Annotated in this window: 15 protein-coding genes; 8 read left to right on the forward strand and 7 right to left on the reverse strand. The window is 29.9% G+C overall.

Annotation, left to right across the window (positions count from 1 at the left end; all coding sequences use genetic code 11):
* The 3 genes from sufB to ABF633_RS01385 all read right to left on the reverse strand — a co-directional run bounded on the left by sufB (position 1) and on the right by ABF633_RS01385 (position 3,753).
* Positions 1-1,407: a Fe-S cluster assembly protein SufB gene (gene sufB, locus ABF633_RS01375; protein ID WP_415521265.1), complete on the reverse strand. Its 1,407-nt coding sequence runs from the start codon at positions 1,405-1,407 to the stop codon at positions 1-3.
* Positions 1,408-1,494: 87 nt separating this feature from the next.
* Positions 1,495-2,250 (reverse strand): Fe-S cluster assembly ATPase SufC, encoded by a 756-nt coding sequence (gene sufC, locus ABF633_RS01380; protein ID WP_415521267.1) that lies wholly within the window; start codon positions 2,248-2,250, stop codon positions 1,495-1,497.
* 528 nt (positions 2,251-2,778) lie between these two features.
* The gene (locus ABF633_RS01385; RefSeq protein WP_415521269.1) at positions 2,779-3,753 is read right to left on the reverse strand and encodes a 2-hydroxyacid dehydrogenase; all 975 of its coding nucleotides are present in this window, start codon (positions 3,751-3,753) and stop codon (positions 2,779-2,781) included.
* A gap of 755 nt (positions 3,754-4,508) precedes the next feature.
* Here ABF633_RS01385 and ABF633_RS01390 point away from each other — a divergent pair.
* From ABF633_RS01390 to ABF633_RS01405, 4 genes are all read left to right on the forward strand, one after another.
* A complete protein-coding gene (locus tag ABF633_RS01390; protein ID WP_415521271.1) occupies positions 4,509-6,002 on the forward strand; it encodes a glycoside hydrolase family 68 protein in 1,494 nt (497 codons plus the stop codon).
* A 438-nt stretch (positions 6,003-6,440) separates the two neighbouring features.
* Positions 6,441-7,907 (forward strand): glycoside hydrolase family 68 protein, encoded by a 1,467-nt coding sequence (locus ABF633_RS01395; protein ID WP_415521272.1) that lies wholly within the window; start codon positions 6,441-6,443, stop codon positions 7,905-7,907.
* Between the two features lie 301 nt (positions 7,908-8,208).
* Entirely contained in the window at positions 8,209-9,693 is a 1,485-nt protein-coding gene (locus tag ABF633_RS01400; RefSeq protein ID WP_415521274.1) for a glycoside hydrolase family 68 protein, read from the forward strand.
* A gap of 287 nt (positions 9,694-9,980) precedes the next feature.
* Entirely contained in the window at positions 9,981-11,555 is a 1,575-nt protein-coding gene (locus ABF633_RS01405) for a glycoside hydrolase family 32 protein (protein ID WP_415521276.1), read from the forward strand.
* A 98-nt stretch (positions 11,556-11,653) separates the two neighbouring features.
* Here ABF633_RS01405 and ABF633_RS01410 read toward each other — a convergent pair whose 3' ends face one another.
* Together ABF633_RS01410 and sigI are read right to left on the reverse strand one after the other, a co-directional pair.
* On the reverse strand, positions 11,654-12,733 hold the full coding sequence (locus ABF633_RS01410; RefSeq protein WP_415521278.1) for an anti-sigma factor domain-containing protein: 1,080 nt from the start codon (positions 12,731-12,733) through the stop codon (positions 11,654-11,656).
* Between the two features lie 10 nt (positions 12,734-12,743).
* The gene (gene sigI, locus ABF633_RS01415) at positions 12,744-13,445 is read right to left on the reverse strand and encodes an RNA polymerase sigma-I factor (protein ID WP_415521280.1); all 702 of its coding nucleotides are present in this window, start codon (positions 13,443-13,445) and stop codon (positions 12,744-12,746) included.
* A gap of 477 nt (positions 13,446-13,922) precedes the next feature.
* Between sigI and infC the strand changes: the two genes are divergently transcribed.
* Complete coding sequence (infC, locus tag ABF633_RS01420) at positions 13,923-14,438, forward strand: translation initiation factor IF-3 (RefSeq protein WP_415521333.1); 516 nt, start codon at positions 13,923-13,925, stop codon at positions 14,436-14,438.
* 95 nt (positions 14,439-14,533) lie between these two features.
* Positions 14,534-15,019, forward strand: a complete 486-nt coding sequence (locus ABF633_RS01425) for a hypothetical protein (protein ID WP_415521282.1) — start codon at positions 14,534-14,536, stop codon at positions 15,017-15,019.
* 172 nt (positions 15,020-15,191) lie between these two features.
* On the opposite strand, the gene ABF633_RS01430 is transcribed toward ABF633_RS01425, so the two are convergent.
* Positions 15,192-15,650 (reverse strand): DUF441 domain-containing protein, encoded by a 459-nt coding sequence (locus ABF633_RS01430; RefSeq protein ID WP_415521284.1) that lies wholly within the window; start codon positions 15,648-15,650, stop codon positions 15,192-15,194.
* 515 nt (positions 15,651-16,165) lie between these two features.
* Here ABF633_RS01430 and ABF633_RS01435 point away from each other — a divergent pair.
* Both ABF633_RS01435 and ABF633_RS01440 read left to right on the forward strand, forming a co-directional pair.
* Positions 16,166-17,338 carry an MFS transporter gene (locus ABF633_RS01435; RefSeq protein WP_415521286.1) on the forward strand — a complete coding sequence of 391 codons (1,173 nt, stop codon included), beginning with the start codon at positions 16,166-16,168 and terminating at the stop codon, positions 17,336-17,338.
* Positions 17,339-17,682: 344 nt separating this feature from the next.
* Complete coding sequence (locus ABF633_RS01440) at positions 17,683-17,889, forward strand: TOBE domain-containing protein (RefSeq protein ID WP_415521288.1); 207 nt, start codon at positions 17,683-17,685, stop codon at positions 17,887-17,889.
* 212 nt (positions 17,890-18,101) lie between these two features.
* Here ABF633_RS01440 and ABF633_RS01445 read toward each other — a convergent pair whose 3' ends face one another.
* On the reverse strand, positions 18,102-20,489 hold the full coding sequence (locus tag ABF633_RS01445; protein WP_415521290.1) for an ABC transporter permease: 2,388 nt from the start codon (positions 20,487-20,489) through the stop codon (positions 18,102-18,104).
* Positions 20,490-20,491 lie beyond the last annotated feature (2 nt).

Here is a 20,491-nt window from a genome sequence, read left to right on the forward strand (position 1 = left end):
CTAACCAATACTTCCTTCTAATTCAAGCTTTATAAGATTGTTCATTTCCACAGCATATTCCAAAGGCAATTCTTTAGCAATTGGCTCTGCAAAACCTCTTACGATCATTGCTTTAGCTTCTTCTTCACTTATACCTCTTGACATAAGGTAAAAAATAGCTTCGTCACTTATTCTTCCAATCTTTGCTTCATGTCCAATATCTACCTCATCATTTAAGATATCAAGTACCGGCAGTGTATCTGAGCGGGAAATATCATCTAGCATCAAAGATTCACAGGATACAGATGCCTTAGTATGATGTGCATTTGGAGATACTTTTACAGCACCTCTATATATAGCGGTACCACCGCTCTTGGATATAGATTTTGTATTTATAGTTGAAGAAGTGTATGGAGCCGCATGAACCATCTTAGCACCAGTGTCTAGATGCTGTCCTTTTCCTGCAAAAGTTATTCCGGTAAACTCAGCCTTAGCTCCTTCTCCCTTTAATACGCTCATAGGATAGAGCATAGAAATCTTTGATCCAAAGGAACCAGATACCCATTCTATAGTACCATTTTTCTCAACAACTGCTCTCTTGGTGTTAAGATTAAGCATATTTCTTGACCAATTTTCTATAGTTGAATACCTTAAAGTTGCTCCTTCTTTAACATAAAGTTCTACGCAGCCTGCATGGAGATTTGTTACGTTGTATTTTGGAGCTGAACAACCTTCAATAAAATGAAGCTTAGCACCTTTTTCCACTATTATTAATGTATGTTCAAATTGTCCTGCACCTGGGGAATTAAGTCTAAAATAAGATTGAAGTGGTATTTCTACATCTACCCCCTCTGGTACGTATACAAAAGAACCTCCAGACCAAACTGCACCATGAAGTGCTACAAATTTATGATCATTAGGCGGAACTAATTTCATAAAATATTCTTTAACTATATCTTCATATTCTCTTAATGCTGTTTCCATATCTGTATATACAATTCCCTGTTTAACCAATTCTTCCTTTATACTATGGTACACAACTTCAGAGTCGTACTGTGCTCCTACGCCAGCCAAGGACTCCCTCTCAGCCTTTGGTATGCCTAATTTTTCAAAAGTATCTTTTATTTCTTCAGGCACATCCTTCCAATTGCCCTTCATTTCAGTGTTTGGTTTAACATAGGTAACTATATTGTCCATATCTAATTCATCTAGAGATGGTCCCCAAGTTGGCATATCCATATTATTATATATTTCTAATGATTTAAGCCTGAACTCTGTCATCCATTCAGGATCATTTTTCTCTTTAGAAATATTCATTATTATTTCTTTAGTCAATCCCTTTTTAGCTTTATAACTATATACATCTTTATTTTTTATATCATAAAAACCTCGATCTAGCTCCTCAATAAAAGTCTTATTCCTCTCCATGAGACTTACCTCCTTATAAGATATTTTCATTTAAATTTCTGTTTCAATTTTTACTTGCTAATGCATCTTTAGCTTATTGTTTACTTTTTAAATGCCTAAAGCTACTTCTTTAAATTCTCCAAATCCCTTATTATTTATTTCATCTATTAAGGAAGCATCTCCAGTTTTAACAACCTTGCCATTTAAAACTATGTGAACGAAATCAGGTTTTAAATCTTCTAATATCTTACTGTTATGAGTTATTATCAGTATAGCATTATCATCATTCTTAAATTTATTTACACCTTTTGAAACTATTTTAACGGCATCTACATCAAGACCTGAATCAGTTTCATCAAGTATAGCTAGTTTAGGATTTATCATCATCATTTGAATTATTTCATTTTTTTTCTTCTCTCCACCAGAAAAGCCAACATTTAAATATCTTGAAGCATAGCTTTCATCAAATTGTAAAATTTCCAATTTTTCTTTAAGTTCTTTTCTAAAGGCCATAAGCTTAATAGGCTTTCCTGTAACAGCTGCTCTGGAACTTCTTAAAAGTCCTTCTACTGTTATTCCTGGAACCTCTTCTGGTGTCTGAAATGACAGGAATATACCTTTTTTTGCCCTTTCATCTGTCTTTAGCTCGTTAATCTTTTCATTTTCAAATATTATGTCTCCACTTGTAACTTTATATTTAGGATGCCCCATTATTACATTTACCAAAGTTGATTTTCCCGCTCCATTAGGACCCATTATTACATGAACTTCACCTTTATTTACAGTTAAATTAAGACCTTTTAATATCTCATTTCCATCTGCTTCAACATGAATATCTTTTATATCTAAAAGTTTATCTCCCATATTAATCTCTCCTAAAATAGAATTTTAATCCCGAGCATTTCACTCTGATTTATAAATATTTTATATCTATGGTGATTATTTGTCAATAATAATTATTTATAATTTACTGTAAATTATAAATAATTGTTTAAGAATAAGTAGTTATTTTCACATTTTGAAAAATAACTACGCTTTACTTTAATAAATTTTTATTAGTTTTCCCATTTTCTTTATTTATCTTAAATTGATAATTCATCTAAACTTAGTAGAAATATAAACTTCCACTAAATAAAATTCATTTATCAACGAATCTCATTAAATGAAAGTTTGCCTTACATTTATTCTATTTATGTTTGTAGTATTATCCTATAGTTGTTGATAATATTATATGGTTAAATGAAAAAAGGCTTTTTACTATACAATCAGTACAATAAAAAACCTTTTCCATTAATTTATTTCAATTCATCAAATTATCCAGTTAATTATCAATATTACCTAATTTCACCTGCAGAAAATTTTATTAACATATAAATTTTGTCAATTTTTGTATTATTCTTTGAGTTCTTTAACTATATTTGGAGCAGCCTCTCCCAATAATACTTTTACCATGTTTTCAGCACTTACCATAGCCATATTATTACGTGTCTCCCAGGTAGCTGAACCCAAGTGAGGAAGAACAACTACATTATCTAAAGAAAGTAATTCATTATTAACATCAACAGGTTCCTTTTCATAGACATCTAAGCCTGCTGCCCGTATTTCTCCACTTTTCAGTGCCTCAATCAATGCTTTTTCATCCACAGTCTGTCCCCTGGATGCATTAATAAATATGGCTGTTTCTTTCATCAATTTAAATTCATTGGCACCAATAAGTCTATAGGTATCCTTTGTAAATGGTGTCATTAAAACTACAAAATCAGATTCCTTTGAAAGGGTTTCCAAATCTGAATACTCTACGCCCAAATTTTTCTCAGCTTCTACTTTTCTGCTTCTATTGTGATAAAGTACCTTCATATCAAAACCAAATCTGGCTCTCTTAGCTATAGCTTCACCAATTCTTCCCATGCCTATTATCCCCAATGTTTTACCATATACATCAATTCCATAATAATTCTCATCATATTGAGACTTCCACTTTCCCAATCTTACATATTTATCACATTCCACAATTCTACGTGCTGAAGATAGCATTAATCCAAATACTAAATCTGCCACACTATTATCCAATACACTAGGAGTATTTGTTCCAATTACATTTCTTGATTTCATAGCCTGTAAATCAAAGTTATCATATCCAACAGACACATTGCTGACAACTTTTAAATCAGGTGCATTATCTAGAAATTCCTTGTCAATTTTAATTGAAGTCAATATTACTCCGTTCTTATCCCTAATTTTGCTCAGAAGAACTTCTCTAGAAATTTCCCCTTCACCTTCCCATTTTTCACACTGACAATACTTTTCAATGTATTGGATTACTTCCTTCGGAAAATGTTTTGCAATATATACTTTAGGTTTTGTCATAATTATTACCATCCTTCCCCTTTACCATTTTCTCCTATTATATTAATTGTATAAAAGGTTTTTATTTTTATCAATACTCCACTCTACACTTCTTGATTTATCCGATGACTAGCCAAATGGAAATAGTTTCTTCTTTACAATTATCTTGAGTAAAGGTAATATTACTCATGTGGATGATACAAGCCTCTCTTAATTTTTTTGTGATAAGAAAATTATATTTTAAGGATTGCTATTATCCACTATTTATTTTTTAGAAACTATCTTTTTCAAATTATTAATGTTTCATTCGTACGAAACTCAGATAATCATATTTGGCATTCTACAATAATTAAACTGGCATTTAGTATTGATTAGATGTAAATCCAATTTCTAATAGACAAATACAAATCAATTCAAGAATATGCTGTTATCATCACCAAGGTAAAGCTAATGTATATTCTAAAACAAATTTAATTTCCTATTATGGTAAAAAGGTTAACATCACGTGTAATGACTATTTGTATTTTGTAGAAAATATGTATTTATTTTTACAAATTAGAAATATTCAACATAAATTCAATCGTTACATATGTATATTTTTAACATTTAATCCATAATAAGAATTAATTTTTAATCAAAATTTAGTATATCTCAAAAATAAAAATATACGTATGTATATATTAGATTTAAAAGGGGGTGATATACAAGATAAAAAATCAGAATAAAAAATTTATATTTATATTGAAAAAGATAATTATTTGGGGGGTAAGTAATTAATGATTAAGTCAAAAATTATGAAATTTGTTTTAAGTACTTCTTTTACTACAGCATTACTTGTAGGAATAGGCGGTGGATCTGTTGCTCTTGCTAAAGAAAACAATAGCAAAGATTTTAAACCAAAGTATGATAATATTTCTCATATTACACGTTATGACATGTCCAAAATACCTGGACAACAAAACAATGAAAAATTTAAGGCGCCTCAATTCGACGCATCTACAATAAAAAACATACCTTCAGCAAAAGGTTATGATAAGAATGGTAATTTAATAGATTTAGATGTATGGGATAGCTGGCCGCTTCAAAATGCGGATGGAACAGTGGCAAATTATCATGGATACAATATCGTTTTTGCTTTAGCAGGAGACCCTAAAGTTGGAAGTGATACGTTTATTCACTTATTCTATCAAAAAATAGGCGACACATCCATTAATAGTTGGAAACATGCGGGTAGAGTATTTAAAGATAGCGATAAATTTATTCCAAATGATCCTTTTCTAAAAGATCAAGCAGAAGAGTGGTCAGGTTCTGCCACTTTAACTAAAGATGGAAAAGTTAGATTGTTTTATACAGATAGACAAGCCTGGAATCCAGATAAAGGGTTCTATGGTAAACAAACTTTAACAACAGCTCAGGTTAATTTATCTCAGCCGGATGCTACTACGCTGAAGGTTGATGGCGTAGAAGATTTTAAATCTATCTTTGATGGTGGCGATGGAAAGATTTATCAAAATGTTTTGCAAGGTATTGAAGCACCAAATTACTCTGATAATCATACATTAAGAGATCCTCACTACGTTGAAGATAATGGACATAAATACCTTGTTTTTGAAGCTAATACTGGAACAGAAACTGGTTACCAAGGAGAGGATGCTTTATCCAATCAAGCCTATTATGGTGGAACTAGACAATTTTTTGAAGCTGAAAAAACTAAATTGTTACAAAGTCCTAAAAAAGGTTTGGCCGAATTAGCTAATGGTGCACTAGGTATCATTGAATTAAACGATGATTATACTTTGAAAAAAGTAATGAAACCACTAATTACATCTAACACAATAACAGATGAAATTGAACGTGCAAATATATTTAAAATGAATGGTAAATGGTACTTGTTTACAGACTCAAGAGGAGCTAAAATGACTATTGATGGAATAGGTGATAAAGATGTATACATGTTAGGTTACACTTCAGATTCTTTAACTGGATCATATAAACCTTTAAATGGAAGTGGCCTTGTGTTAAACATGAATCTTGATCCATCTGATGTTACATTTACTTACTCACATTTTGCTGTACCACAGGAAAAAGGCAGTAATGTAGTAATTACAAGTTATATAACAAACAGAGGTTTCTTCTCTAATCAGCATTCAAGTTTTGCTCCAAGCTTCTTACTTAATATTAAAGGAGGTAAGACATCTGTTGTGCCAAACAGCAACCTTGAGCAAGGACAACTAACTATTGATAAACAAAAAAATCATTCAAAAAGATAACTTAAAAAAATTTACACAAACAAAGTAAGATTACAATCAATAGGTAAGAGTATTGGATATTAGATAAAATATATATAATATCCAGTGAATATAGAGATTTACACAAATAAGTCTATACCTTTTTATGGATTAGGCATGTGAAAATAAGTGGCAAGTCAAATATACTAGTATATTGATTAGTTATTTATTTGAAGATACCTTAAATTTACAAAAAGGTATAGACTTTCTTATATTTGTGCTGTTCTCTATTTTTTTACTGCAATATATAAAGATAAAAAATATAATTTTAATTTAAATTTTAATTCACCTCAAAAAAGCATAAAAAATTTACGTATGTATATTTCGAAGCAAGGGGGAATGATATAGCCATAAAAATTTTGTTAGTAATTTAGTTTCGACAAACAAAAATAAAAATAATAATTTTTAGGGGGTAAATTAATGATTAAGTCAAAAATTATGAAATTTGTTCTAAGCGCTTCTTTTACTACAGCATTACTTACAGGAATAGGTGGGGGATCTGTTGCTCTTGCTAGCACTCTTGATTACAACAACACCTATGGGGTTTCCCATATAACTCGTTCTGATATGCTTAAAGTACCTGGACAACAAAATAGCCCACAATTTAAAGTGCCTCAATTCGATGCATCAACTATAAAAAATATATCATCAGCAAAAGGCTATGATAAATATGGTAATTTAATAGATTTAGACGTATGGGATAGCTGGCCGCTACAAAACGCCGATGGAACAGTGGCAAATTATAACGGATATAACATCGTTTTTGCTTTAGCAGGAGATCCTAAGAACGGTAACGATACTTCTATTTACTTATTCTATCAAAAAATAGGTGACACATCTATCGACAGTTGGAAAAATGCTGGTAGAGTATTTAAAGATAGCGACAAATTCGCTTCAAATGACCCTATTCTTAAGTATCAAACACAAGAGTGGTCAGGCTCTGCTACTTTAACTAAAGATGGCAATGTACGTTTATTTTACACAGATTACTCTGGATCTCCAGAAGATGGAGGATCAGGTGCTGGTAAACAGACATTAACAACAGCTCAAATCAATATGTCTCAGCCAGATTCTAATACACTTAAGATTGACGGTGTATCAGATTATAAATCTATTTTTGACGGAGACGGTAAATTATATCAAAATGTTCAACAATTCATAGATGAAGGTAAGTGGAGTTCTAATGATAACCATACATTAAGAGATCCTCACTATGTTGAAGATAATGGCCACAAATATCTTGTTTTTGAAGCTAATACTGGAACAGAAGATGGATATCAAGGTGATGATTCTTTATTTAATAAAGCTTTCTATGGCGGAAGTGAAAAATTCTTCCAGACAGAAAAAGACAAACTATTAATTAGTCCTAAAAAACAAACTGCATCATTAGCAAATGGAGTGCTAGGTATTATCGAATTAAATAATGATTATACTTTGAAAAAAGTAATGAAACCATTAATTACATCTAATACAGTAACAGATGAAATCGAACGTGCTAATGTATTTAAAATGAATGGCAAATGGTATCTATTCACAGATTCAAGAGGATCTAAAATGACTATTGATGGAATAGGCGATAAAGATGTATATATGTTAGGTTTCACATCAAATTCTTTAACTGGAGAATACAAGCCATTAAACGGTAGTGGACTAGTATTAAACATGAATCTTGATCCTGCTGATCTTACATTTACTTACTCTCATTTTGCTGTACCTCAACCTGAAGGTAACAACGTGGTAATAACAAGCTACATGACAAATAGAGGCTTCTATACAGATCACCACGCTACATTTGCTCCAAGCTTTGAACTTAACATTAAAGGATCAAAAACATCAGTTGTACCAAACAGCATTCTTCCACAAGGACAACTGACAACTAATAAATAATAGTCATAAGACAAAAACTCTGTTTATCAATGTATCTTGCTTAGCGGCAGTTTATATTTCCACTATTTATACTTCCACTAAGTTTAGATAAATTATCCAGTTACTCATTACTGGTATCTCCATTTTAAGAAAGCGAACAAACACAGTATCCATTTTGTATTTGTTCGCTTTCCATTTATTGCAATAGCTAATCATATGCAATTTCTATTTCACTTTATTATAAACGTAATTCTAAAATTAAATAGAAATTTACTTCAACTTAATTTTAATAGAAAAAATACATATTTAGGAGGTCTAACTAATGATCAAATCAAAAATTATGAAAATTATTTTAAGCACTTCTTTTACCACAGCTTTACTTGTAGGCGCAGGCGGTGGATCTGTCGCTCTTGCTAGCAATATTGATTATAACAACACCTATGATATTTCTCATATTACACGTTACAATATGTCAAAAATATCTGGACAGCAAAACAATGCACAATTTAAAGTTCCTCAATTCGATGCATCCACATTAAAAAATATTCCTTCAGCAAAAGGTTATGATGAGTTTGGCAACCTAATTGATTTAGATGTTTGGGATAGCTGGCCGCTGCAAAACGCTGATGGAACAGTAGCAAATTATCATGGATACAATCTGGTTTTTGCTTTAGCAGGAGACCCTAAAAGAGGATGGGATACACATATTTACTTATTCTATCAAAAAATAGGCGACACATCCATTGATAGCTGGAAAAGTGCTGGTAGAGTATTTAAAGATAGTGATAAATTCGTTCCAAATGATCCAATTCTAAATAATCAAGCAGAAGAATGGTCAGGCTCTGGCACTTTAACAAAAGATGGAAAAGTTCGATTATTTTATACAGATAGAGATAGCTGGTCACCAGATTCCGGACATTATGGTAAACAAACCTTAACAACGGCTCAAATCAATTTATCTGAGGCCAATGCCAATACGTTGAAAGTTGATGGCGTAGAAGATCTAAAATCAATCTTTGATGGCGGAGACGGTACAATCTATCAGAACGTTCAACAATTTATCGATGAGGGTGCTGATCTTTCTGGCGATAACCACACGTTAAGAGATCCTCACTACATTGAAGATAATGGTCATAAATATCTTGTTTTTGAAGCTAATACAGGAACAGATGATGGATACCAAGGTGATGAATCCTTATTTAATAAAGCATTCTATGGTGGAAGTGAAACTTTCTTCCAGACAGAAAAAGACAAACTATTAATTGGACCTAAAAAACAACTTGCATCATTAGCAAATGGAGCACTAGGTATTATTGAATTGAATAATGATTATACACTTAAAAAAGTGATGAAACCATTAATTACTTCCAATACAGTAACAGATGAAATCGAACGTGCTAATGTATTTAAAATGAATGGCAAATGGTACTTATTCACAGATTCAAGAGGAGCTAAAATGACTATTGATGGAATAGGCGATAAGGATGTATACATGTTAGGCTACGTTTCAAATTCCTTAACCGGATCATATAAACCGTTAAATGGCAGCGGACTTGTATTAAGTATGAATCTTGACCCTGCTGACCCTACATTTACTTATTCTCACTTTGCTGTACCACAGGAAAAAGGAAATAATGTAGTAATTACAAGTTATATAACAAACAGAGGTTTATATTCTGACCATCATTCAAGTTTTGCTCCAAGCTTCTTACTTAATATTAAAGGAGACAAAACATCTGTTGTGCCAAACGGTATCCTTCCACAAGGACAATTGACCATTGATAAAGAAAAAAAACATATTCAATAAATAAATTAAAAAACTTACGCAAAAATAACTAAAAATTTAATTTAAAGAAAATAAAAATGCCGATACTTTATCGGCATTTTTTATAAATAAATTTATACCTTCTTATAACATATGCAACTTCACAATTAAACATTGTTTTAAAATACACGTCTTTTTAAATTTATATTTCAAAGTATAAATTTATATATCAAGTTGATTATCTATAGATTAAAAGCATCTAAAAACAAATATGTATACTTCTTCCCACATCAGCCAGAATATAAACGAGCAAAATGGAGGTGTTTAACTTGAAAAAAAGAAAAATTTATAAGATAGAATATAATAGATTAGCTGCTTTAATAATTATCTGTTTGATAATCCTATCATCTATCTTCTTATTTATCTATCATACAAATAAGAGGATAGATAAAACAATTATTCATGAAAAACCAAACTATCGGGCAATATATCATTTTACAACACCTGATAAATGGAAAAATGATCCACAAAAGCCTATATTTCTTGATGGAAAATATCATTATTATTATCTCTATAATCATGATTATCCAAATGGCAATGGTACAGAATGGCGGCAGGCCACATCAGAAGATTTAGTGCATTGGAAAGATGAGGGAGTGGCTATTCCTAAATATACAAATAAAAATGGGGATATATGGTCAGGATCTACGGTTGTTGATATCAAAAATACTGCCGGCTTTGGAAAAGGAGCCATTGTGGCCATAGTAACACAACCTTCCGGAAGTGACAATCAGCAAGAACAATCTCTTTGGTACAGTACAGACAAAGGAAAAACATTTAAATCTTATGGTGACCAACCCATTATACTAAATCCAGGTACAAAAGATTTTAGAGATCCAAAAATCATCTGGGATTCTCAGAACGACAAATGGGTAATGCTCTTAGCAGAAGGGACAAAAATTGGCTTTTACGAATCTTACAATCTGAAAAATTGGAACTATACAGGTGGTTTCTTTACACAAAATATAGGCATTGTAGAATGTCCCGATCTCTTTATAATGCAGGCAAATGATGGAACATATAAGTGGATTCTAGGTGCCAGCGCCAATGGTAAATCTTCTGGTAAGCCCAATACTTATGCCTATTGGATAGGGAACTATAATGGAAAAGAATTTGCTGCCAATCAAAATGAGCCCCAATGGCTGGATTATGGTTTTGACTGGTATGCAGGAGTAACCTTTCAGAATGGCAACAGCACTGATAAATTTACGAAACGTTACGCTCTAGCCTGGATGAATAACTGGGATTATCCAAACAACACCCCAACAATACAGGATGGATTCAATGGAATAGATTCCATTGTGCGCCAGATCAACTTGAAAAAACAAACAGATAATACCTACAGCCTGATCTCACAGCCTGTTGAAACCTTGGATAGTCTAATAACGTCAACTGATAATTTTAAGCAAATTGAAGTTACAGGCTCAAAAACACTGAAAGTTCAAAGCGAAGCATATCAACTCGATGCAGATATAAGCTGGTCGGATGCCAAAAATATAGGCTTTAGACTCCGAGAGTCATCAGATAAAAAACGTCATATAGACGTAGGAGTTTTTGTTGAAGGACAATACACTTATGTCAATAGAGGCTTTACAGGCCAACCAGACAAAAGCAAAAAATATATTGAAAGTAAAGCAGCCTTTGATACAAGCAACAAGAAGGTTCATTTAAAGATTCTTGTTGATAAAACAAGTATAGAAGTATTTGTTGATGATGGTAAGGTTACTTACTCAAACGAAGTATTTCCTAATTTAAACGATAAAAGAATTACTCTTTTTTCTATTGGAGGCAAATCCATATTTAAAAATGTTACGATAAAACATCTTCGTTCTATCAATAACTAAAACAATAAGCTGCACATTTCCAAAAGGGTACTAGTCTTAAATAAAACTAGTACCCAAAATTGTGTTACTATTCAATTTTTATCTTGTATTTTTCATTTTTACTTTTTATTTGTCTTAATAAAATTATTGGTTTTATTATCCTTACTCTTATCTTCCTTTTCATGTTTTGCTTTATTGTTCATATCCGTTTTATTAATCTTTCCATATTCCTTGTCACTATCTTCTTTTCCCTCTTTTTTATAGTTTTGTATATATTTTGAAGTTTGTTGTTCACTATTTTTCTTTTCTTTCTCTTTGTTCTTATCTTCTATACTTCTTAACTGTTCTTCTGTTGTAATTCTTTTTTCTTGATTTACTTCTGCTTTATTTTCAGCATCATTTGATGGTTTTACATCTTTTGATACATTATTTCCCGTATCCTTCACATCTCTATTTTCATTATTTTCTTTTTCATCGATTATATTGATTATTTCTTTTATAGATTTTTCTTTTAAATCAGCAAATTTATATGATGAATTACCTTTTATTACTTCATTTATTAAAAGAAATTTATCAATGGGAGTATTATCCTGTTCTGCTTTTTTATATTCATCTTTATTTGCTTCCAGCAAGATAGTTTTTGCTTCTATTTTATTTTCTTTAACAAAATTTTTTACCGAATCATCTAATTCCAAATCATCAATTTTCTTATGAATTTTAGTATTTGTTATTAAAATCACATTTTCCTCTGGATTTGCTATAAATTTTTCCTGTTTAGCAACGTTGATGATATTATTAATCACAATATTTGCAGGTTTATGCTTAAATCCATTTATTTTTCTAACCAACTTATCTCCATTTTTATTTAATGCTGAGATTTTTATACAATCACCGTAAATATTATAATCGATTACAATATTAGCATCAGTATTAGCATTTGAATTGATGCTAATATTTATATATCCTTGCCGCTTGTAATATTTCATATAATCTCCAAAAATAAATACTGCCAACATAACCACTGCCGCTATAGAAATAACCCATTTCGAAATCTGCTTTTTACACTTTTTTTGTCCATCTATTATAATTTCTTGTCCAATTTCTACAGCATCACTAATCTTATCTATTTCTATAAATTCCCCTTCTTTTGTCAATACAATGAGTTTATCCTTTAATAACTCCAGTATAATTGCGTTCATACATTCACCTTCAATTTATATATTCTTTTATCACATCATAATCACCAATCAATACTATTACCAATGCAATAATATATATTCTTCCTCTCTCTAGCTTCTTTCTGTGCACAAGCATATTACGCTGAATTTCCTTTATCGGCAGCCTCTTTACACTTATTAATCTATCTAACATTTCCGGTTCTGTTATAATAAGTTGTGCTACCTCTTTATAAAGTTTTTTAAGATTTTCTTGTTTTGGAGATACTTGTACTAATTCAGAAAATTCTATCCCCCATTTTTTTAGTTCCTTTTTATATTCTAAAATTTCTAACTTTCTGATCTCATTTTCTTTTTCATATTCATATTCTTTTATAGCCTTACTCATCATAGCGTTACTCTCTCTATCATCTTCACTTGTACTAATTTCCTGTAAGCAAATCTTATCTTTTAATTTTTCACTTTTTCTATAATGGTCTATGTTTCTAAGAATAATAACATGTTTAGCAAAAGTTAAAAATTTACCCTTGCTTTTATCATAGGCTTCAATTGCTTCCTTGAAAGCCATCATACCAATAGTAAGTTCGTCATCGTATCCGTATTCAAAAAATTTCCCTGTTTTCTTGTGTAAAATACTCGCTATAAACGGTTTATAAGCTTCAATTAATTTGTTTAGTTCTTCTTGATTCCTTTTAGCTTTTTCTACTTGTTCTTCAAGGGATATCTTAAAAAACATCTTTTCACCTCACTTAAAAAAACACTTTATATATATTCGATATAACTCTTGTAAATATTAAGGTTTTTTTAAATAAAATTTAATTTAAATAAAATTTCAATTAAATTTTATTTAAACAGTTATCTATGTGGATAAAAATTTATAATTTCTCACAGAATAAAATTCATTTTATCTGATGACTAACCCTTGTAAAGTTCCATATTAATCCAAAAATTCCGTCTATAACAAAATAAAAAAACTTCACCAATAAAGATGAAGAATAAAGAAATATATAAAAATAATAAGTGTCACACTTAAGTATGTTAATCTATTTATAAAACAATTGTAAACAAGTAATTAATTCCATTAAACCTAGACATACTATAGCAAAACAGAATTAATTTTACAAAAAAAAATAAAATAATATTACATCAGTTGTAAAAAATGATTTTAAGTGATAATATTATATAATGGGTTAATACTCATTATACTTTGGAGGTGTTATATATCAATAAAGATTTAATTTTAAATGAAAATATTAGAAGCAGAGAAGTAAGATTGGCTGGAGAAGATACCCGTATAATTAAAACAGAAGAAGCACTTAGACTTGCACGAGAAAGTGATTTAGATTTAGTTATGGTTTCTCCAAATGCGAAGCCACCTGTATGTAAAATAATGGATTATAGCAAATATATTTATGAACAATCCAAAAAACTAAAATTGGCTAAAAAAAGTCAAAAAATTGTAGTTTTAAAGGAAGTAAGACTTAGTCCTACCATAGAAGAACATGATATAGATATTAAGGCTAATAACGCTAAGAAATTTTTATCAAATGGTGATAAAGTTAAAGTTTCTATAAGATTTAGAGGTAGACAAAATAATAATACCCAAATGGGTAAAAAAGTTTTAGACTTATTCATCACTAAAATAGGAGAATTAGGAGTAATTGAAAAAGCTCCACAGCTTGAAGGTAGAAATATGTTTATGATAGTAGGTCCTAAAAAACAAGCTTAATTATAATATTTTTTTATTATATACTTTATAAAGAAATGTTTACCACCTTTTAAAGGTGGTTTTGGTTTTTTAATACAATAAAAAGGAGAGTTGTTATGTATAAGAAAAACTACAAACTAAAAAAGACTATCTCAATGAAACAATTCATAGCAGAATTTGGAGAAAGCTTTTCAGAGCATATAAAAAATAGGCTATTAGAACTTGATGTAAGATGTGTTCTCACAAGAGAAGAGGATGAAAATAGGTTGGATCTAAAACATGTGGAGCATACTAAATTTGACTGTATATCTGATAATTCCAACAGCTCTAAAAAAGAATACGCCTATGGAGAATTTGTTGTAATAGATGGTATACTGTACTTTTCAGAAAAATGTATGGAAAATTCTTCCGTTATGCAATCCCCAATTGTAGACACAGTATATACTTCTTTAGGTAATGAGGATTCTCTAGTTTTTGGCAATACCTCATTAAAAAAAGTAGATGACATGAACATAGATTATCTCATAGATACCATACTTACAGTATATCCTCAAGTTTCTCAAAGATATATGGAAATATTAAAGCATATGAGTTCATATTAAAACAATACATCTTTTTATATCCTCTACACTATAGCCCACATATTACCATACTAGCTAAAAATATCAATATTATTTATTCACTCATATTAACCCTGTATTAAGAATCCAATTTAATCATATTATTAACACTGTTAAATTTAATTTCCATAAGATGAATCTTTAAATTATTAAATTATTCCTTATGAAATATCTTCATAACTACTGCAAGTAGACCAGTAGTAATAAGAGGCCCTACAGGAACTCCTCCTAGAAAGGCTGCTGCTGCTATTGATCCTAAAATTAACGCTGGCATTACATCTCCATGCCCTTGCACAGTTAAATACTTTAACCCAAGCCCACTTAAATAGGTAGTAAAGAAGGATAATAAAAGTGCAATTATTCCTATGGTTGAAGTAAGATTATCTTTAATTTTAAAGGAGCTTATGCTTCCATTTGCTATGGGGATAAGTATAGCCGCTATAAGCAGCACAAGTGCCCAAAATACTCCACTCTTATCTAAAGCAGGGAAAATGTATTTTTCAATATTCAAAAGCTTAATAATTAAAAGTATAGCCGTAGCAACTGCCACAGAATTGGCTTTCCCTATTATTGAAATAGCTAATATTATTACTAGTATTATATTGGATTCCAAATTATATCATCTCCAAAATAAAGTTCCTACTAAAAATAATATTCAAACATCTATTCTTATATACATATTTGAGGTATCTTCAAATAAATAACTAATATATTTTGCTTATTATTTATTTGAAGATACCTTAATTATTCTCTTCCAACTTTTAATGCTTTTGTCATGAAAATTTTATTGACCTCTTTTTACTTAAGACTTTGGAATATTTCATAAGTAAAATAGATTAGTATAAATCCAACAGAAAGATAAATGTAGTAAACACGGTAACAATTTTTATTATATTAATACTTCTATAATTAAATTAACGAAGAAGATTTCTAATTCTTTGCATTTGGAAAACAATAATGCACATAATATATTTATCCGATGACTACCCACTCTAATACTCCCCTCTTCTTCAAAGTGGGAGTAAAGAGTGGCTACGTCCCTGGATAACGACTTCTAAGCATCAGATGGAGTAAAAACTCCACCTGATGCCAAGAATTCTGTTTATTAAGATAGTTAGGAGAATATTTATGTGTAGGAATGCCAAGGTTCTACTTGTAATAAGTTCATTATTTGCCTTTTCCATGGGATTATCCAGTATTTTTATAAATGTATTTTTCTGGAGAGAGACAAATAATTTAATTGTAATTGCTATTTACAATTTAATAATTAATTTAACTACTCCCATCACTTTTGTCTTTGCAGGTATATTATCAAAAAAGAAAAATGGAATTTGGTCCTTAAGATTGGGATTGCTAATTTACGCACTTTTTTTTGCGCTCATACTGTATATAGGAAATAAAGGTACTATTTATATATACTCTCTTGGAATTATTTCTGGCATAGCAGCCGGTTTTTATTGGCTTCCCTTCAATGTTCTATGCTGTGATTTTACAAGTATCAATAACAGAGATACTTTCAACGGCTTAAATGGTGGCTTTTCAGGACTTGCAGCAATCATCGGACCTATAACTGCAGCAGTTATAATTAATGGATTTAAAGGACTTGCAGGATATAGAATAGTTTTCACAATTACCTGCGTTATATTTATTTTATTGGTATTAATCAGCGCAATTTTTAAATGTAATGATTATTCCGATAAAATTGATTATAAAAGAGCCTTTGGAAGTAACAGTGAAAATTGGCGAATCATTAGAAAGTCAACATTTTTTCGAGGCCTCAGAGACTCAGTAATGATGTTTCTCATAAATATACTGGCAATTGAAGTATTTAAAAAAGAACTTACCTTAGGAATATTTGCACTAGTTGCCTCGCTTATAACATCCTTTTCCTATGTGCTTGTACAAAAAATAATCAAACCACCGCATAGAAAACTTGCAATATTAATTGGAATTATAGGTTCCTTTTTAGCCGTTTGGCCATTAGTTATAAACGTAAAATACAGTACACTTTTTATGTATGCTATAATTGAAGCCTTTTGTCTCCCCTTCTTTTTGATACAACTTTCTTCTGCAACTTTTAACGTTATAGACAGTTCAAATGAAGAAAATAGTAAAATAGAATATATGATTAATAGAGACGTAGTTCTTAATGGAGGAAGAGCTTTTAGTGTAAGCATATTAATAGTAATTATACTTATATTTAAAGATATATCTGCAATAAAAGCTTACCTTATTTTTTTAAGCTTTTCACCACTAATATCAGGATATTTTCTAAGAAAGCTGAATAATATTTTGAGTTGAAAGCTTCTAATATCCGTTTTATCTATTTTCATCTAGAATAAATACAATTTTTATTTTATTCGTTAACAAATTATTAACACTTTTTCATTGCTCTTATATGACTAATTATAACTGATTCTCTAAAATCACTTTAACCAAGTTTTAATTAAAATTGTTCTGTATATAAACTATAGAAAATTATAAATACACATCTAAAACAAACAATAGTTAGCAAAAACAATCGATACCTAATATAAGCAATGACTTGAATTTATAAAATACTTATGTATAATAATAAGTGTAAGGAACGAAACTAAAAGAAAATTAAAAACAAATATAAAAGATAAATTAAGGAGGATTCAATTATGAGTTTAAGTGCAAGAAATCAATTAAAGGGTAAAGTTGTAGGTTTAAAGAAAGGTGTTATAACTGCTGAAGTAGTTGTTGAAATCGCTGGTGGAAACAAAATCACTTCAATAATATCTCTTGATTCAGTTGAAGAACTTGGTATTAAAGAAGGTGCAGAAATAACTGCAGTTGTTAAATCAACTGATGTTATGATTTTAGCTTAATAGTATAAATATTTAAGTCCAAATAAAAATGATTATCTTTGGATACCTTTATTTTAAAGCTTCCATAGAAAAAATATTTGACTCATAAAGAGGAGAATTCCTACCATTTCCAGGTAATTCTCCTCTTTTATTATTGATTTAATTTTTTATTCAATTACATTAGTAAATTTTCGATACTTTCTATTTTATCTTAACTGAATCTTTTCATAAATTTACTCACTATACCTTATCTTATCAATAATTGATTCTTTTTTAAGCTTATTTTCAATCACATAGGAAATTAATATTTCCACTATGACAAAAACCAAAACCAGTACCACAATAGATATCAATGGAAATTCATATTCTGCATAGTCCGCTCCAATTTTTCTAAATAGTTTAAAACATAAATATCCTAATCCTGAACCAACAATTAGAGATATTAAAGAACTTGTTAAGGAATAATATAGACCTTCAATTTGAAGCATTTTTCTAAGTTGCACTTTAGAGAGCCCTACTGCTTCAAGCATTCCATATTCTTTTTTTCTGGTGAGTATACTTGTTACCATGGTATTTATAAGATTTAAAACACCAATAAGACCTATAATTCCCACAACACTTCCAGCAATAATTTGTATTCCCATATACTGATTTTCAATTTCCTTTCTATTATCTGTATAGGAATCGTACCATATTTGGTTATTGTCTCCTATGATAGATTTTATATTACTCTTTATAGTTTTAAATTTACTATCATCTATATTTATATAAACTGCTGCCAGCTTATTATCTTCTGATGTGGATAATAGGTTTTTATATTCAGCTCCTTCAAATATGTTCTCATGAGTTATAAAGGTATCTCCCCTAGTCACTCCATAATTAATCATTCCCAAATTAGCTATATTTTTACTTACTATCCCCGTTATGGTAAATTGCTTTTTTATACTTTCACCTGATCTATTATCCTTAATTGTAAGATTAATTTTGTCTCCAAGTTTGTATTTAAAATTTCCTTTATTATAGTTATCATAATCAGTTACAACCAGAATTTCATTGTTATTTTTCAATTTTCCTGCAGATATTCTACCTGTTATCAGATGTTTCTTTAACTCATTTAGAAGCTTATCATCATATCCATATAAAATAGATCCTACATTATCCTTAAAAACATTTAATGCAAGCTTTTCAGTACTGATTTCTTTAACACCATCTATTTTTTTTATCCTATTTATTAAATTTTCATTTAAAGGACTGCCCTTTGTATCAGTACTTGTTAAAGCAAATTCATGTTTAAATTCCTGCTTTGTTAAATTGTCTATGTTCATGCTTTTAACAACACTGAAAACTGTAATAAATAAAATACCGCTCATAGTAAGAGATAGCATAGTCATAATAGTCCGTTTCTTATTTCTCCAAAGATTTAAATATGCAATTTTAAATATAGTAATTTTCTTAATAGAAGCTCTTTCTTTTTTACCCTCATAAAGCTGTACACCATTATATTTTATAGCTTCTACTGAAGATATTTTTGAAGAAAGCTTTCCTGGTTTTCTAAGAGAAATACTTACAGTAACTAAGCTTATTAAAGTTGAAATAAGTATTATATAGGGTGAAAATTTTATTTCTATAAAGTACTGTGAAAACACTAATTTTACAGCATAACACAAAATGTGTCCCAGTATAATTCCCAGTGGAATTCCTATCATAGATAAAATTAAACCTTCCCTGAATATGAGCTTTCCAATTTGCTTCCTAGTGGCCCCAAGAGCTGAAAGTAATCCAAATTGTCTGATTCTCTCTATAACAGATATATAAAATATATTATAAATAACTATAATCGTTGCAAATATAACAATCAAACCTATAATTACAAAGGGAATCATTGTTTGAATATCTCCACCACTTGCCTGAATATATATTTTATTAACTTTTATATCTTTATCCTTGAGTCCTATACTATGTCCCACATCCAAAATAGCTTTTTCTATATTTCCAGGGTTTTTAATTCTTACAAAAAAAGAACTTCCTGCGTTTTGTGAATTTTTTAATATAAATTCCTTTGATAGTATGGCTGAGCTTGTATTTTGTAATTTATTCATTTTATTATCCTGCAGTACACCACTTATAACAAAATCATTTTTTATAGAGTTAGCTTCATCTTCAATATGAATGGTATCTCCTATTTTCCAATTTATTTTTAATTTATCCAGTACCCAGTCTTCAATGGCTATTTCATTAATTTTTGTTGGTAATCTTCCTTCCTTTAATTTTGTATTTGTCATGTCCATAGTTGAAGGACTGACATACATTAAGGCTATCCTTGGATCTCCTGCTTTTTCCTGTTTCACATTTCCAAGTTGAATATATTCACCCACTTTTTCAATATTTCTATTATTTTTAAGTATTTCAAATTGTTTATCATTTACATTAGTATAAATGGCATGATAATTACCTCCTGCTTGTTCAACTGCTGAATTTTTCATCATGTTCTGAATACTATAGGCAAAAATACTCACTGAAGTTATTAGACAAGTAGAGAATATTACAGTTAAGATAACTAATATATTTTTAGTTTTATAGGCTTTTAAACTTTTTTTAGCGAGATTAGATATAGTGTTCATTT

This window comes from Clostridium sp., from assembly GCF_047718555.1.
GTDB lineage: Bacteria > Bacillota > Clostridia > Clostridiales > Clostridiaceae > Clostridium_I.

Coding starts and splice junctions, on each gene's coding strand:
- ABF633_RS01410 (WP_415521278.1), bottom strand. CDS start 12,733: ATGAACGCAATTATACTGGAGTTATTAAAGGATAAACTCATTGTATTG.
- ABF633_RS01395 (WP_415521272.1), top strand. CDS start 6,441: ATGATTAAGTCAAAAATTATGAAATTTGTTCTAAGCGCTTCTTTTACT.
- ABF633_RS01390 (WP_415521271.1), top strand. CDS start 4,509: ATGATTAAGTCAAAAATTATGAAATTTGTTTTAAGTACTTCTTTTACT.
- ABF633_RS01445 (WP_415521290.1), bottom strand. CDS start 20,489: ATGAACACTATATCTAATCTCGCTAAAAAAAGTTTAAAAGCCTATAAA.
- ABF633_RS01400 (WP_415521274.1), top strand. CDS start 8,209: ATGATCAAATCAAAAATTATGAAAATTATTTTAAGCACTTCTTTTACC.
- ABF633_RS01440 (WP_415521288.1), top strand. CDS start 17,683: ATGAGTTTAAGTGCAAGAAATCAATTAAAGGGTAAAGTTGTAGGTTTA.
- sufB (WP_415521265.1), bottom strand. CDS start 1,407: ATGGAGAGGAATAAGACTTTTATTGAGGAGCTAGATCGAGGTTTTTAT.
- ABF633_RS01385 (WP_415521269.1), bottom strand. CDS start 3,753: ATGACAAAACCTAAAGTATATATTGCAAAACATTTTCCGAAGGAAGTA.
- sufC (WP_415521267.1), bottom strand. CDS start 2,250: ATGGGAGATAAACTTTTAGATATAAAAGATATTCATGTTGAAGCAGAT.
- ABF633_RS01435 (WP_415521286.1), top strand. CDS start 16,166: ATGTGTAGGAATGCCAAGGTTCTACTTGTAATAAGTTCATTATTTGCC.
- sigI (WP_415521280.1), bottom strand. CDS start 13,445: ATGTTTTTTAAGATATCCCTTGAAGAACAAGTAGAAAAAGCTAAAAGG.
- ABF633_RS01425 (WP_415521282.1), top strand. CDS start 14,534: ATGTATAAGAAAAACTACAAACTAAAAAAGACTATCTCAATGAAACAA.